The following is a 14,763-nucleotide window of genomic DNA, read 5'->3' as shown; positions in this document are numbered from 1 at the left end:
TTATCAAATAACTATATTGCTTTGGGATGACGAACCGGCATTGATACAAAACATAATTTCAACCGTTTAAACAATAAGATTTCCCATGGATCAACACACAAAAGTTTCCTAAAAACGAGTTTCAGGAAACCGACATCACAAAATTTGAGTAAGAATTCTTGGTTTTGAACGCCTATTTTAGCTAAACGCCGGGACTAGATTTTTTTTTACTGTGCCGTCATCAAAAATAGTCAATTCTTTGGGAGTAGAGCAACGTTTGAGGTTAACTCGAATATTTTCTGCACCTTCGTTGGCTAAATCTTCTAGGTAGCCTGACTGGGCAGAAACGGCCTCTTCTCGACTAGCGAAGGGACCAAAGTAGTAGGTGCATTCTGGTTGTTCTGTCGTAATTTCTAGCCAGTAAGCAAGGCCGACGATATCTAAGAGTGTAGTTAAAAGTTCTTTCATATTTTCCCTTGAGTGGTGAGTAATCTACTCTGAAAAAATGCTTTTGGTGGTTATTTTACGGAATAGGGAGAAATCCCGGATTACGGATCATTCTCCTTTTTGTATATAACTTATTTCTCGTTTTGAAAACCTTCTTAGGGTGTATCAGCGAGATTAATGGTGGTCTGCTTTGTCAGCTTTTGGCGATGGATCTCATAGAGGGCGATCGCCGCTGCAACGGAGGCATTTAAACTGGGTGTTTTGCCGACCATTGGTATAGACACCAGCTCATCGCAGCATTTTTGGGTAAGGAGACCCAACCCTTGCCCTTCTGAGCCAATAACTAACCCTACAGCGCCATCAAATTTTGTATTGTGTAATGTTTTACTACTCCCTGCTGCTGTGCCATAAATCCAGAAGCCAGCTTCTTTCAATTCTTCGAGGGCGCGGCTGAGGTTAATGACGCGGGCAACGGGAAAATGATCGATCGCCCCGGCGGCTACTTTCACGACGGTGGAAGTGATCCCCACTGCGCGACGTTGGGGGATCACGATCCCTTGGGCACCGATCGCCTCGGCGGTACGAATAATTGCACCGAGATTATGGGGATCAGTAATACCATCGGCAATGACAATGACGGGCTCTGTTGTTGCGGCTTTGGCTTGTTCGATCAGGTCGGGCAACTCCATATATTCGTGGGGAGCCACTTGTGCTGCAATGCCTTGGTGAACGCCTCGTTCTGTTAGGTAGTCAAGGCGGGTCATATTTACTTCGTCAATGACACAGCCTTGGGCTTTCGCCTGTTGGAGCAGGGTATGAAATTTAGAGGAGTGGCGCAGCTTTGAGGTAACCCAAATCTTATTAAAGGTGCGGCCATTTTCTAATACGGAAAAAACGGCATGGCGACCATAAACAAGATCATTGTCTGCAGTGTCGGATTCTGCTGTGACATCGTTATTTTGAGGGGCATCGTAGGAGGATGTTTCAGGGGTGGGCTTTCTATTGTCATCCCCATGTTTTGTAACGGGTTTCTCGCGGTGGTTTGAGCGGGGGCGATCGCCATCAAAGCGACGTTTTTTCGGGCCAAAGGAACGGTTGTCATTACCACGAAAGGAACGATTATCTCGATTAAAGCGGCCACCACCGCGCCGCTCATCGTCCCGACCTCTGCCACGGTCATCCCTTCCATAACGGCGATCGCCATCCCGCCTTTCGCCACTCCGTTCAGAGCGCTCATCCCGGCTAAAACGATCACTACGCTCATCCCGGCGACCACCTCGATCATCCCGATAGGCAGATTTTCCGTATCGTTTGCTCGGCTTTCGATCTCCGCCTCCCTTGCCTTTATGGGGGGAAGGTTTGCCGTACTTTTTTCCGGACTCCGAACGATGGGGCTTATTCATGAATTTGTCTAGGTGAAAAAAAATCTCAATCAAAAAAATCTGCGGCGATCGTGAGTAACAGACCTTCTAAAACATCCGTCGTAATGCTTACTGTCGCACTGCATGACGGCGAACTAAAGGAAAATAACAATCAAAGGCTTTTCACTATAGCAGGCTAAAGTTGTTTTAGCGGTAAAAGTGCCAATAATTCTGTGAGGCGTTCTTGATTTGTTAAATACAAATAACCGACTAAAGCTTCAAAGCCAGTGGCACGCTTATAAATGTCTATGCTAACTCGCTTCGGTTTGCCCGATGCTGTATTCCTGCCGCGCCGGACAATATCAAGCTCTAGAGCCTGTAATGTCGGCTCCCAAATATTGAGATACGCCGCTTGGGTTTCTGCTTTAACTTCATCGACCACCCGTTGATGGTGGGTGCGAATCCGATTCGGTGGCGTGAGGTAATGGCAGCGGATAAATAGTTCATAAACAGCATCTCCCACATAGGCTAATGCTGTGGGAGATAACTGCTTGAGATGCTCATCAGAGATTGATGGAGTAAACAAAAAAGAACTTGATTGGGGCTTTGTTGCGTCCAAATAATATGACAATCACTTTTTATTGAGGTTGGCGATCGCCTCATCAATAGAGTTGCGGAGGGAGAGGAATTTCTCCAAACGCACTAACTTTACAGTTTGGGTAACACGAGGATTTGTCACCACCTGCATAGTGCCGCCAGCATTTTGTGTGTATTTCACCAGCTGAACAAGGGCACCAATGCCGGAGCTATCCACAAAGTCAATTTGTGCTAGAGATAAAATAATTGTGCTTGGTTTCGCATCAATCCGCTCTTTGATCACAGACGTAAAAACAGGCTCGGAAAAGGCATCTAGTAAGCCCGTTAAGCGAAAAATTTGATATTGATTATCGACGACTTCGTAAGTGCCTCTCAAACTTACCGTCAAATTTAGTGGCTCAGGAATGGCTCTTTCCTCCTCTCTCGGAACTTCAGCGTAACGCCAATTCTATACTATATAAGCATTGACGTAACCTTTTCCCAACACATCTTTAAGGGAAGTAGCCCCCCCAGATCGAGTGTAGGGCGATCGCCCCTATGGATCGCCCAATCCCCCTAGAATTTCGTCTAGATTTCGTCCCAACCCGTCACACCAGAAGACATGACATAGCTAGTCACCCCAGCCTCAAAGAAGTTGGCCTTCGTATTGCCCGCCTTCTTCGTATCAGAAAATCGCTCTAAATGGCGATAGGGACTCTTCTTATAGAGATCACCTTCGTAGATAGGCTTAAGACCGATGGCCTTGAGGCGCATATTTGCTAAATACTTCGTATAAACTTCCGTACTTTGCTCAGTGATCCCCAAAATATCATTACCGACAATATGATTTGTCCACTGGCACTCATATTGCACAGCACGATCAAACATTTCATAGATCATGTCTTCTGAATAGGTAAAGGTCTGCATTGCCTCTGGAATGAGCTTCTGGAAAAGGCGCACATGACTCAGTTCATCGCGGTTAATCATTTTAAAAATGTCCGCAGAGCCGGGCATCAACATCCGAGATGCGAGGTTATAGAAAAAGATAAAGCCGTTGTAGAAATACATGCTTTCCAACATGTAGTCGGCGAGAAGCGCCATGAAATAGTTCTCGGGTGTGGGGCTATCGATATAGCGCTGATAGAAACCCGCAATATATTCACAGCGATCCCGCAACACTTTATCCGTCCGCCAAAATTCATACACATGATTACGGCGCTCACTGGGAATAATCGTCTCGATCATGTATTGATAGGACTGGTTGTGCATGCCCTCTTGGGAAATTTGCTCCGCCATACAGAGGCTAATTTCTGGGGCGGTAATCGAACTTTTAATGTGGGGCAGATTACAGGTCTGAACCGAATCGAGAAACGTCAGATAGCTCAAAATTCCGTCAAAAGCCCGCCGCTCCTCAGACGTTAAATTCCAATAATCCGTAACATCTTGGGTAATATCCAGCTTCTGCGGGATCCAGAAATTTTCACGCATCTGTTGATACAAACCAACCGCCCACGAGTAACGCACATCGTTCAGTTGCATTAGGTTTGTTGTTTCGCCGAACCACACAGAGCGGTGACTAACGTCGTCATTGCCATCGGGATTAAAGATGGGATTGGTGGGCATCCGGTCGAGGAGGGTTTGTGTCATAGCTAGAGGGCGATCGCCACGCAAAAAGTCTTTCAAATTACTAGTGTAAGGAAAAAAATCCCTTCACACCACCCTTGGCGTTATTGTTTGCCAAAAACTTTTTTATTACCCTATTTACGACGGTCTTTTGCCCATCCTGTACCAGAAATTTCAGTCATTTTGTCTAAACTCAAGCTCGGCACAAAAATTAAGCAAAAGTAAAAATGTCAAGTAGAGAGATTGATATGTTGCAAAACGTTACAATTTTCATTAGAATAGGGACATCATAAAAAAGCAAATTATTTATCTCTACGGAACTTAATCACCTATGGCTACCAAAATGAAAGGCGGCATCGTTGACGAGCAAGGCAAAATGAACAATTTTGCGATCGAGCCCAACATTGTTGTGGAAGAAAACACCCGTGTTGGCTTCACTGAATACGCGGAAAAGTTTAACGGTCGCGCTGCAATGATCGGCTTTGCTTCCTTGTTGCTCCTCGAAGTTTTCACTGGCCATGGCGTAATCGGTATTTTCCAGTAGAGACAATTTGAGAGCGTTTTGCTTTCGTCCAAATGACACTTCAACAGCATAAGTTTGTAACAGGCGGTTTCATACCGTCTTTTTTCTTGGGGAATTTTCTTAGAATTAGACGTGGTTCTTTTGAGGAAGGTTTATGGCAGTGCTTGTTGTGGCGACGGGCAATCCGGGTAAAGTCGCTGAGATGCAGGAGTATCTCCACGATACAGCTTGGAATTTGCAGCTCAAGCCACCGGAATTAGAGATTGAAGAAACTGGGACAACCTTTCTCGAAAATGCGGAACTAAAGGCTTCTCAGGTGGCAAAGGCTCTGGGGCAGTGGGCGATCGCCGACGATTCGGGTTTGGCGGTAGATGCCCTAGGTGGTGCGCCGGGCTTGTATTCGGCACGGTATGGCAAAACTAATCAAGATCGCATTGACCGATTGCTCAAGGACTTAGGAGAAAATCCTAACCGACGGGCAAAATTTATCTGTGCGGTGGCGATCGCCCGACCAGATGGCACCATTGCCGCGAAAGCTGAAGGGGAATGTCCCGGCGAAATTTTACGGGAAATGCAAGGGGATGGCGGCTTTGGCTACGACCCAATTTTCTATGTGCCAGAATATCAACAGACCTTCGCAGAGATGTCTGGGGAGCTAAAAAATCGCATTAGTCACCGCGGCAAAGCCTTCGAGAAAATACTGCCGCAGGTGACTGCCCTCGGCAACGAACAAGTTTAGTGGAATAGGAAGTGGTAATAATGAGCGAATCCCAAGACCCCCTCTCTGATCAGCCATGGAGCGATCGCAACAAGCCTCCGGAAACCAAAGAACTCATTACTCTCGGTGGGATGTTTCTTTGTCTGATTATTTTATTAATTTGGCTATTAAATTTTGCCGTAAACTGGCTAATTGTCCAAATGCCCGTGAGCTGGGAACAGCAACTCGGTCAGGCGATCGTCAAAGCCTACGAACCCCAATCCCTCGACTCGCCCCAGCAAGACAAACTTAACGAATTAGTCAACGATTTAGAAGCGCATATTTCCCCAGACTCCAAAGCCTATCGTGATTACCAAGTGCTTTACATTCCCACAGAAGTGGTGAACGCTGGCGCAATTCCGGGAGATACAATTCTGGTTTACCAAGGCTTACTTGACCAAATGGGATCGGAAAATGAACTCATGATGGTATTGGGTCATGAAATTGGTCACTTCGCCAATCGCGACCATCTCCGCAGTATCGGTAAAGCTTTGGTGATTCGCACCGTGATTTCTAGTATTTTCGGTGATGTGACTTTTATTGCCGATGCCGCTCAGATTATTAGCAGTACTCGTTTTTCCCAAGCCCAAGAAAAAGAAGCTGATCAATACGGCTTAGATTTGCTCTATAAAAACTATGACCAAGTCGCGGGAGCAACGGACTTTTTTGCGCGTCTCTCAGAAAATGCTGGTGCAAATTGGGATTTTCTCGCTAGCCATCCAGCCCCGGCCAAACGGGTTACGGCTTTGGAGCAACTGATTGCGGCCAAGGATTATCCCATTGGGGAATACACACCTTTACCGGAAATGCTCAAGGAGTCCTAGTATGGTGGCTCCATGACATTGTGCGGCGCAAGAAAACCAGAGAAGCGCGTTTTTTTCTGAGTAGTGATGGCTTCCCATCGAGGTAGAGCGTCTCGATCTAAATTATTGTTTTAAGAAGTAATATGCCTGTCATTTTGATTGTTTTTTTGACTTTAATCATCATTGGTTTATTGATCGTTCTGCGTAAACTCAAGAATGAAAATGCGGAGTTAAAGCTTAAGGTTGCGGAAGATCTCGAATTTCTCCAACAAATGAGAACGAAAGATCCACTCACGCAGGTTTTGTCGCGGCAACATTTTATGCCCCTTGTAGAGCAGGAGTTTCAGCGGGGTAAACGGAATCAACAACCAATGTCATTAATTGCCTGTGATTTAGACCTTTTCCAGCAATATAACGAAGCCTATGGACAGATTGTGGGGGATGAATGTCTTTATGGGATCGCCCAGGTCATTGATCGCAATGTGAAGCGGGCTGGGGAATGTGTGTGTCGCATGGGGAGCGAGGAATTTTGGATTTTGTTGCCGAACGTTACTGAAACTAAAGCTATTGGTTTAGCTAAAATTATTCAAGAACAGGTTCGTAAATTAGCGATACCCTATGAGGGTTCTCCCATAGCGCCCTACGTCACTGTCAGTATGGGCATTGTGAGTTTTATTCCCACGGCAGAAGATGACCTTTCTGTTTGGCTTAGATCGGTTGAGATTGCTGCAGCTAAGGCTGTAGAAGAGGGCGGCGATCGCTACCATGTTGCGTCTTAGATGATTAACGTCAGTTATGGATAAGAATGTAGCCAAAATTCTTTAGAGAAAAAGAGACACGGAGGGGGAAAGACACGGGGAAGCAACGAAAATTTGCATTTTTTGAAAGCTAGGATTGTTTGCATAGAAACATCTCCCGATCTCTCGCTCTCTCATTCACCGCGTCGTACTTCCGAGCATGCTTAAGCAAAACTCACATATGATTACTTAAACGTGATTACTTGAGCGCATGATATACAGCCCAAATACCCATGGCACGTAAATAATGGCTGGCTCGGAAAGTATTATTCGCGGTAATGGCTTCAGGGGTACGGAATTGCAGACCGTTAGAGTAAACCTGATGGACGACGGCTTCGGTCATTTTGAGGGCTTCGTCTTTCATGCCTTGCTGAATCATAAAAGCAGCAATGCCAAAATTAATGCCAGTCCACACTTCGAGGGGATGGGTGTCGTCGGCTTTTTCGGGCGTGCCGTCGGGATTCAGACCGTTTGCTGCACCGAATTTGCCGTCGTGAAATTTGAGATAGCAGGCATCGTAAATTGTATTGATTGTGGTTTCGGTGCGATCGCCGGGATTGACGTTCGGTAGTTTTAAAAGCTGAGTATAAAATTCGCCACAAAGTTGGTCTGACATCACTACTTTCGACTCTGTGCCGCTATCGAGTTTGTAATAGCTACCTGTCCAAAGGGTGTCTTGGTATAAGGGTCGGGATTTCGCGAGCCAGTCTTGATATTTGGCGATCGCCGCGTCGAATTCTTCAGGGGTGACTTGATTTTGGTGTGCTTCGTAAATACTGCGATTATTTTTTAGTACCTCTGCAATGGCGATCGCCGCCTCTAGCGCTGCAATCCATAAACCGCCGCAATAGGCACTGATGCCTTTAAGTTTCCAGTCATCAAAGGTTTGGTCGGGGGAACCGCCATTTTCGGGAATGCCATCACAGTCGAGGTCAAAGGTTTTGAGATAATCCAGCGCTTGCACCACCCCTTCCCAACAAGACCAGAGAAATTCTGTATCCTTCGAGCCAGTCATTACATAGTCGCGATAAACCTGCAACACAAAATCTGAACCGAGATCTTTCCAAAGATTGCAATCTTGGTAGGCGGTATAATTTGTCGCTTCCCACGGATGTTCATTCGGTGCGCCAAGATCATGGGGGGTTGCGCCAGCCCGCTTACGGGGAGCCATAAAATTCTCGTAGCCCATGAGTTTGTTGTAGCCGATCGCCCGCTGGGTATCATCGCTACTGGGAATGGCACGGGCAAAGGCTTCGAGGATAGATTTATCGAGTTTCGGCCACAACATTGCCAAAGCAAAGGAGCCATACATGCGTACATCGAGGCTTTCGTACCAGCGATATTCTAGACATTCTAAAATACCAAATTGCCCAACCGGATCATCTTCCGTTGCCGCTGTCCATAAACTGCCACCTTGGGTCAGCAAATACAGTTCATTGCATAGCGCCATTTTTAGCCAGTCGGGCAGATTTTTGTCGCTCAAAAAGGGTTTTTGCCATTCTTCAATGCGCTCTTTCCAGAGGTCACTGTGCTTCATGGCGGTGCGAATAATCGACCAAACATTATGGCCACTACGCCCGAAGAAATCGGTATAGCGTCGAAAATAGGTAATATCCGGCGCAAATTCCATGACCGGAAAATCCCATGCAAGGAAAAAGGGAATCTTTTTCGTTCTGCCGGGTCTGACCGTAAACCGCACGGCGATCGCCCCAGCGATTTGTTCACCGGGGGAGGCAGGCGTTTCATCTTCTACATCGGGCAACGAACCATTCGCCGCAAAGTAATCCCAAACATCACGACCATCACCAGAAGGGTTCCAGCGGTTGTGATAAAAAACTTCGAGGGTGGGATTTGTGACCGTCGCAAAACAAATTTGCCCTTCCCCTTCACTAATCTGATCATGGGGACGCACGCGGGTTAACAAGCAACCGACGCGATACCGATCTTGAATCCATTGATTAAGGTTGCCAGTACTATCGCCCCACCGCGATTGATATTCATAAACCGGCGAGCCGTCGTCGCGCAATTCCACTTGGGGGACTTTTGTTGCCTTCGTAAACCAGCCCACCATATTCTGCCAGCTCATCATAATGCTGACGGTGATCGGCTTATCGGTGGGATTATGGGCAGACCATTCAAAAACGGCGGTGGGATAACTGGTCTCCTGATAACTCTCCGCGATGATGGGCGTAAACTGTTCGCAGGTCAGCTCCACATTAAAAACATCTTTGTACTCATACCAACTGCGGGGATACAACGCCGAGTAGGTTCCTTTTTCCGTCGGATACCACTCCCAACTCTCTAATGTGCCGTCGTCTGGCGCTTCCGTCGCCATCGCGTAGGCTTGCACATCACCCTCTTCGGTCTGTTCATAAACGCTAAATTGGCAAGCACCTGCATTGCGAAAAGTATGTTCGCCCGCGTCTAAATGCCACAGATTAAAGTCACCGCGCGGCGATCGCCCGATACAACCCGCCCCAAACCCACCGAGGGGCATCCCATGCCAAGGCCCATCATCAAGATTGCTCGCATAACGCACCGTATAAGGATTTTCCCAGCCCAAACCAATGGGACGTTGCCATGCACAATCAGGGATAGAGGGGGGTTGCACAAGTAGCTTCATAGGGGCGATCGCCAAAAATAAAAAGATTCAAGTATCAGTCTATCGTTTTCATCGTCTTCAATATCCCAGATGAAGAGCTTTCGTTAAGCCCAAGAGTTATAACTTTGCTTTGTTACTTCTCGCACATGGATGATTTTGATGGATAGTCACTTGCCAGAGGTTTAGTGCCTAGGAATATTCGTCCATCCCCAATGGTCATCGCGATGCTTTAACCGCCCCAGAGTTAGAAAAAATACCTAGATTTAACCTCATTAAAACTATTATTAAAACGACTTAATAACAAGCTGTTTTTCACACATCTCTAATTGTTTTTCATGGCCAGTAATGGTCGGCATTTTCTCCTTTGCATCGAGGGAATTAGGGCGCATCCGAATTAGATAATAAACCTCTTCACCTAAAGCAGAAATCACTGTATTTCCTTCTAGTTTTTGCGAACAAAGTGGGAAGCTTGCACGGTTATAAAAAGTCAAATAATAACGATAGTTAGACCGGCAAAATTCTGCAATATCAATCTGTAGGTTTTCATCTGGTTTTAATGCCCCAAAGAAAAACTGAGTATCTGTCGCACCCACAGGCAAAAACTCGTATTTCACAAAACTTTCAGGCAATAAATGGCGCAGCTGCAAAATTGTAAATACATAATAGTGCAGCCAAGAAAAATACCAGTTCTTTTTACTCGCTAAAGTTTTGTAGAAATCATTATTATCAGACTCTATTTTAAGGGGTGGCACGTGAATATCGGCATCGGTAGTGACCACTGGATAAATAATATTTTCTTTGGCATGATAGTAGCGTAAACCTACTGTATATTTACCTTTGGGCAACTTTATTTTTAGTGTAGATTGTCCCGGATCATCCGTTAAACTTTCAAAGTTAGTGACAGTTTTATAGGAGGGGAAATCATAGATACAACCCACCCAAGATTCTGTAGAGCTGCGAATTGTGTCTAAATTAATGATCAGTTCTGACTCTACTGAAATGGGTCCTAATGTGCCGATCATGGCATGGGTATTCCAGCGGGGAGCTTTTGTCATTAAAACGGACAAACTTAGTGGCTTTTTAAGGAGGTTTTCGGAAATAATTCGCCAAGTTTTACTTTGTTCAGTATTACGACTAAGGTAAAGGGTATAGAGCTTGCCGATGGTAAATTTACTGACTTTATAAAAGCCAAAAGACAGGATCGCAAGGGGAACTTCTAACCACGTTTTTAGAGACATGGGCACTATCAAAAAAATTGTTCTAGATTTTACCGTAGTGGGCGATCGCCTTTTGCTTTTGCCAAGCCCACATCTGATCACCGTAGGAAAAGTGCCACCATTCGTTAGGATGTTGCACGAAACCTGCTTTTGTCATCACCTCGCGCAGCAATAAACGATTGAGATGATATTGATGTTCCATCGGGTTGGGAGAATCGGCATAAAAGTCGGGGTAGGAGCGATCGCCGATTTCGTCAATTTCACCGCCCATGGCTAAGGCCGTCCCAGATTCGGTCGCTACGAGGGTCAGATCCACGGCTGCACCCGTACTGTGGGGGGGAGGCGTAGCAGGATTCTCACTGGGCAAAGCCCAAAATTGATAGACCTGTTCCCATACCGCTTTTTCCCCTAACGCATCTAAGGGGCGATCGCCTTTTAGTTCAGCAAAGGTATGATTTACCATAAACTCCTGCACCGCAATGGGGCGATAGGCATCAAAAATTTGCAGGCTAAGATCAGCGCTCTTTTCCTGTAAACAAACCTGTGCCGCAATTAAACGCCGCAAGACCATTTCCCGCAAAAAATACGGCGATCGCTCACCATAGCAAGCCCCCAAAACCATATAAGGATGGGGTTGCATTAACTGAAACAGATCTGTAGGAATAGGCGCTAAAGGTTCTTCCGATTCGACAATGGGGATAGATTGATAGGGTTTCATCGCACTAATTAGACAGCGGTAGACGGTTAATATCTTCGTTAGTACCAATCACCATCATCATTAAATTTTTATCAAGGCGTTGTTCTGGAGAAGGGTTAATCTCAAAATTATCATCATTGCCCACCGCCAAAACATTAACGCCATAATTTGCCCGCAAAGAGAGCTCAGCAAGGGTTTTACCGTGAAATATTTCGGGAATGCGAATTTCAACAATGCAATGTTTATTGTCAATATTAAAACGATCAAGAATAGAGGGTCGCGTTAGGGTCATTGCTAGCGCCGAACCAGCCTCATATTCCGGATAAACAATGCGATCTGCGCCGACTCTTTTTAATAATTTGCCGTGAACTTCTGACGAGGCTTTAGCGACGACATTTTCGACACCGCCTTCTTTGGCGTTGAGAGTGGTGACGATACTTTCTTGAAGATAATTACCGATCGCCACAATGACCGTGTCAAATTCAAAGATGCCCGCCTGACGTAACGCCATTACCTCTGTGGAATCCAGCTGTACTGCTTGGGAAACGATTTTTTCTGACATCACCTTAGCGACGAGTTTTTCACTAATATCAGTACCCAAGACTTCGTAGCCCATATCATGCAGCTTGCCGCAAACGGCTCGACCAAAGCGCCCCAAACCAATAACGGCAAATTGGCGATGTTCTTCATTCCGTCGGAAACCTTGAAAAAGGAAGTTCCAATTACGCAGATTCACGTTTTATCTAGCCTCACAACTGTAAAGTTTGTCTGTACGTAGGGTTGCCATGCTGTGATGGTGGCAGCCATTGATGAAGTTTATTATCCCACAAGCAAATTTTCTTCAGGATAATTTAGACGTTGGGGTGTCGCGTCACCCAGTAAAGCTGACATTAGCAGTAAAATGCCGACTCGTCCGCAGTACATTGTGCAAATAATAGCGATTTTGCCCCCTGTGGACAGGCTGGCGGTAATGCCTGTGGAGAGGCCCACTGTTGCGAAGGCTGAAATTACTTCGAATAAAACGTCAATGAGGTTGATATCGGGGTTGTCAATGGAAATCACTGCTGTGGCAATGGTAATCACTGTTGCGGAACCAAACACGACGGCGATCGCCTTCAGTACAGTACCGTTGGGAATTTCACGACGGCGGATCGTGACATAGTTTCGGCCGCGCAAAACAGAAAAGGTGCAGTGTGCCAAGATACTTAATGTCGTTGTTTTAATGCCACCGCCCGTACCACTTGGACTAGCGCCAATGAACATGAGACCCATGGTGACGAAGAGGCCTGCGGTGGTCATTTTGCCGATATCGATGCTATTAAAACCGGCTGTGCGGGTCGTCATCGACTGGAACCAAGCCGATAGTACTTTATCGGTCACATTATCCATTGGGGCTAAAGTGCTGATATTTGCCCATTCCACAAATAAAAAGGCGATCGCCCCCAAACCCAATAGCCATAAAGTTGTTTGGGTCACTACCGTAAAGTTAAGGGAAAAACTAAACTGCCGTACCTTACGTTTACGGCGATGTTGTAACCACAAATAAAATTCAATGATCACCTCATAGCCGATCCCCCCAAAGATCACGAGGGCTGGAATCACAAGATTAATAATCCATGAGTTGTGGTAGCCCATTAAGCTATTGGAAAAAAGACTAAATCCGGCATTATTCCAAGCACTAATGCTGTGAAAAATGGAAAGCCAAAGTCCTGATTTTGCGCCAAAGTCCTGTCCAAAACGGATATACAGCAGAAAAATTCCCGTGAGTTCACCAATGAGAGTCGTTGCAATAATCGAGCGAATTAATGTGCGTGTTCCTTGGTTGTAGGGCTGATCAAAAGATTCTTTAATGGCAAATTTCTGCGCCAAATCAAAACGGCGACCAATTAACAACATCAAAAAAGTAGATAAGGTCATGTAGCCCAACCCCCCAATTTGAATCAGGAGCAAAATGACACATTGCCCAAAATTGGAAAAAGCTGTGCCTGTATCCACCACGATTAACCCCGTCACACACACAGCTGAAGTAGAGGTAAATAGGGCGACTAAAGGATCATTCCATGTTCCCGTTGCCACAGAGAAAGGCAGCATCAATAAAAAGGCTCCGAATAAAATCGCGCCTAAAAATCCTAGGCAAATAGTTCTGGCGATCGTCATAGTGTTTGAGGCTTAGGGCTGTAACGGTATTACAGGCCTTCTGGTTTCTTGGTGACAATAATCCTAGCGGGCTTCGTCAGTTCTGAGAACTTGCTAGGTAAAACAACTTACTTTTGGCAGAGAGAGATGGGGGAGGCGCGGAGAGGGGGAGAAGGGAGGGGATTGGGTTTAGGGGCGGTAGGAGGCGAGGAGTTTGCGGAGTTCGAGCTTGAGCTGTATGAGGAGCTTGTTTTTACGTTGGATAGTGATATTGGGGGGGTTGGTTTCTTTGTAATCAAAAAAGCGGTTGACGGCGGGTAAGATTTTTTCGAGGCGCGGTAGGATAGCTTGCTCTCGGTACTGTTGGACGAAGGCTTCTGCGTCGTTGACTGCAAAATTTTGTACGGCATGGAGGATGCGATCGCCGTCATATTTGAGGTTATAGGTACTAATTTTCTGGCAGTTAAAACCGGGGTCAAGGTAATCAGCTAAGGCTCCATTCACACTGGAAAAGACTTGGCAACCGCAGGCGATCGCCTCTAGGGGCGGGAGACCAAAACCTTCGCTGACCGCATTGTTATTCCAATATTCAGCAGAGTCGTAAATATAGATTTTTGTACGGTTAAATAATTCACTAATGTCGGGCACAAAGTGATCGAGGATTTTGACATGGCAAGACTTTTCAAGTTCAGGAATCAGCTGCTCCAGAACATAACTGGAGGTTTTACGATTTTGTACCAGCACATCAATATCCCGCTCTAAATGGCGATTTTCAAAAATGGGCGAAATTTGGTTAGGCAAATAGAAAATAGGATTATTAGGCGCATGTTCTCCCCAATAGCCCATGGAGTGACGGCTCACAGTCCAGATGGGAATGGCGCTGGGTAATTTGAAGTTATAACCCGTACTATGGGCATGGTAAATAACGTGGTGCGATCGCAGTTTTTTGATCAACTTCGGAATATCGAAGCCCCAGCTGATCACAAAAATGGCAGAATTTGGCTCCACCTTTTCCAGTAAATCCGGTAAAAACAGAAACTCCTCAGACGATTCGCGATAGGTCACGAGCTGGGCTGATTGGAGTTTTGCCGCTAGCTCATAGGTATTGAGCTCTGCAAACAAACCACCACTATTAAATTTTTTACTAACACCGGGTACAAGAAAGTAGAGAGGACGCATGGAAAAAGGGCGTTTAGAGCATTTATCGAATCCAAATTGTACGTCTGTGTGGTGAATTAGGCAGAG

14 protein-coding genes and 1 pseudogene are annotated in these 14,763 nt (G+C 45.9%); 4 read left to right on the top strand and 11 right to left on the bottom strand.

Features of this window, described 5'->3' with window-relative positions; genetic code table 11:
- Positions 1 to 177: 177 nt before the first annotated feature.
- The 5 genes and pseudogenes from NIES208_RS11090 to NIES208_RS11070 all read right to left on the bottom strand — a co-directional run bounded on the left by NIES208_RS11090 (position 178) and on the right by NIES208_RS11070 (position 3,986).
- On the bottom strand, positions 178 to 447 hold the full coding sequence (locus tag NIES208_RS11090; protein WP_075892702.1) for a DUF1816 domain-containing protein: 270 nt from the start codon (positions 445 to 447) through the stop codon (positions 178 to 180).
- 134 nt (positions 448 to 581) lie between these two features.
- A pseudogene (gene rlmB / locus NIES208_RS19795) lies at positions 582 to 1,433 on the bottom strand (23S rRNA (guanosine(2251)-2'-O)-methyltransferase RlmB); the annotation flags it as partial.
- Between the two features lie 550 nt (positions 1,434 to 1,983).
- Positions 1,984 to 2,373, bottom strand: coding sequence for a Mini-ribonuclease 3 (locus NIES208_RS11080; RefSeq protein WP_075892742.1), 390 nt, complete (start codon positions 2,371 to 2,373; stop codon positions 1,984 to 1,986).
- 45 nt (positions 2,374 to 2,418) lie between these two features.
- Positions 2,419 to 2,772, bottom strand: a complete 354-nt coding sequence (locus tag NIES208_RS11075) for an STAS domain-containing protein (protein ID WP_235641377.1) — start codon at positions 2,770 to 2,772, stop codon at positions 2,419 to 2,421.
- A 179-nt stretch (positions 2,773 to 2,951) separates the two neighbouring features.
- The gene (locus tag NIES208_RS11070) at positions 2,952 to 3,986 is read right to left on the bottom strand and encodes a ribonucleotide-diphosphate reductase subunit beta (protein WP_075892740.1); all 1,035 of its coding nucleotides are present in this window, start codon (positions 3,984 to 3,986) and stop codon (positions 2,952 to 2,954) included.
- A gap of 331 nt (positions 3,987 to 4,317) precedes the next feature.
- Between NIES208_RS11070 and NIES208_RS11065 the strand changes: the two genes are divergently transcribed.
- The 4 genes from NIES208_RS11065 to NIES208_RS11050 all read left to right on the top strand — a co-directional run bounded on the left by NIES208_RS11065 (position 4,318) and on the right by NIES208_RS11050 (position 6,848).
- Positions 4,318 to 4,530: a high light inducible protein gene (locus NIES208_RS11065; RefSeq protein WP_084176606.1), complete on the top strand. Its 213-nt coding sequence runs from the start codon at positions 4,318 to 4,320 to the stop codon at positions 4,528 to 4,530.
- Positions 4,531 to 4,663: 133 nt separating this feature from the next.
- Positions 4,664 to 5,248, top strand: coding sequence for an RdgB/HAM1 family non-canonical purine NTP pyrophosphatase (gene rdgB, locus NIES208_RS11060; RefSeq protein ID WP_075892696.1), 585 nt, complete (start codon positions 4,664 to 4,666; stop codon positions 5,246 to 5,248).
- A gap of 20 nt (positions 5,249 to 5,268) precedes the next feature.
- Positions 5,269 to 6,090 carry a M48 family metallopeptidase gene (locus NIES208_RS11055; RefSeq protein ID WP_075892694.1) on the top strand — a complete coding sequence of 274 codons (822 nt, stop codon included), beginning with the start codon at positions 5,269 to 5,271 and terminating at the stop codon, positions 6,088 to 6,090.
- A 122-nt stretch (positions 6,091 to 6,212) separates the two neighbouring features.
- Positions 6,213 to 6,848 (top strand): diguanylate cyclase, encoded by a 636-nt coding sequence (locus tag NIES208_RS11050; RefSeq protein ID WP_075892692.1) that lies wholly within the window; start codon positions 6,213 to 6,215, stop codon positions 6,846 to 6,848.
- 217 nt (positions 6,849 to 7,065) lie between these two features.
- On the opposite strand, the gene NIES208_RS11045 is transcribed toward NIES208_RS11050, so the two are convergent.
- The 6 genes from NIES208_RS11045 to NIES208_RS11020 form a co-directional block, all read right to left on the bottom strand.
- The gene (locus NIES208_RS11045) at positions 7,066 to 9,489 is read right to left on the bottom strand and encodes a GH116 family glycosyl hydrolase (RefSeq protein WP_075892690.1); all 2,424 of its coding nucleotides are present in this window, start codon (positions 9,487 to 9,489) and stop codon (positions 7,066 to 7,068) included.
- Between the two features lie 263 nt (positions 9,490 to 9,752).
- Positions 9,753 to 10,706: a DUF6208 family protein gene (locus NIES208_RS11040; protein WP_075892688.1), complete on the bottom strand. Its 954-nt coding sequence runs from the start codon at positions 10,704 to 10,706 to the stop codon at positions 9,753 to 9,755.
- Between the two features lie 22 nt (positions 10,707 to 10,728).
- The gene (locus tag NIES208_RS11035; protein ID WP_075892686.1) at positions 10,729 to 11,403 is read right to left on the bottom strand and encodes a M15 family metallopeptidase; all 675 of its coding nucleotides are present in this window, start codon (positions 11,401 to 11,403) and stop codon (positions 10,729 to 10,731) included.
- A 4-nt stretch (positions 11,404 to 11,407) separates the two neighbouring features.
- The gene (locus NIES208_RS11030) at positions 11,408 to 12,112 is read right to left on the bottom strand and encodes a potassium channel family protein (protein WP_075892736.1); all 705 of its coding nucleotides are present in this window, start codon (positions 12,110 to 12,112) and stop codon (positions 11,408 to 11,410) included.
- 89 nt (positions 12,113 to 12,201) lie between these two features.
- Positions 12,202 to 13,539, bottom strand: a complete 1,338-nt coding sequence (locus NIES208_RS11025) for a TrkH family potassium uptake protein (protein ID WP_075892684.1) — start codon at positions 13,537 to 13,539, stop codon at positions 12,202 to 12,204.
- 168 nt (positions 13,540 to 13,707) lie between these two features.
- On the bottom strand, positions 13,708 to 14,697 hold the full coding sequence (locus NIES208_RS11020) for a glycosyltransferase (RefSeq protein ID WP_075892682.1): 990 nt from the start codon (positions 14,695 to 14,697) through the stop codon (positions 13,708 to 13,710).
- Positions 14,698 to 14,763: the final 66 nt, after the last annotated feature.

The organism is [Limnothrix rosea] IAM M-220, assembly GCF_001904615.1.
Classification (GTDB): Bacteria; Cyanobacteriota; Cyanobacteriia; order Cyanobacteriales; family MRBY01; genus MRBY01.
Note: the sequence above shows the minus strand (reverse complement) of the source record. Positions and strands in the feature narration are given on the sequence as shown.

What these genes read in the sequence shown, in the direction of transcription:
- NIES208_RS11090 (WP_075892702.1), bottom strand. Translation starts at nt 447, where the DNA reads ATGAAAGAACTTTTAACTACACTCTTAGATATCGTCGGCCTTGCTTAC.
- NIES208_RS11035 (WP_075892686.1), bottom strand. Translation starts at nt 11,403, where the DNA reads ATGAAACCCTATCAATCTATCCCCATTGTCGAATCGGAAGAACCTTTA.
- NIES208_RS11050 (WP_075892692.1), top strand. Translation starts at nt 6,213, where the DNA reads ATGCCTGTCATTTTGATTGTTTTTTTGACTTTAATCATCATTGGTTTA.
- NIES208_RS11070 (WP_075892740.1), bottom strand. Translation starts at nt 3,986, where the DNA reads ATGCCCACCAATCCCATCTTTAATCCCGATGGCAATGACGACGTTAGT.
- rdgB (WP_075892696.1), top strand. Translation starts at nt 4,664, where the DNA reads ATGGCAGTGCTTGTTGTGGCGACGGGCAATCCGGGTAAAGTCGCTGAG.
- NIES208_RS11065 (WP_084176606.1), top strand. Translation starts at nt 4,318, where the DNA reads ATGGCTACCAAAATGAAAGGCGGCATCGTTGACGAGCAAGGCAAAATG.
- NIES208_RS11040 (WP_075892688.1), bottom strand. Translation starts at nt 10,706, where the DNA reads ATGTCTCTAAAAACGTGGTTAGAAGTTCCCCTTGCGATCCTGTCTTTT.
- NIES208_RS11025 (WP_075892684.1), bottom strand. Translation starts at nt 13,539, where the DNA reads ATGACGATCGCCAGAACTATTTGCCTAGGATTTTTAGGCGCGATTTTA.
- NIES208_RS11045 (WP_075892690.1), bottom strand. Translation starts at nt 9,489, where the DNA reads ATGAAGCTACTTGTGCAACCCCCCTCTATCCCTGATTGTGCATGGCAA.
- NIES208_RS11020 (WP_075892682.1), bottom strand. Translation starts at nt 14,697, where the DNA reads ATGCGTCCTCTCTACTTTCTTGTACCCGGTGTTAGTAAAAAATTTAAT.
- NIES208_RS11055 (WP_075892694.1), top strand. Translation starts at nt 5,269, where the DNA reads ATGAGCGAATCCCAAGACCCCCTCTCTGATCAGCCATGGAGCGATCGC.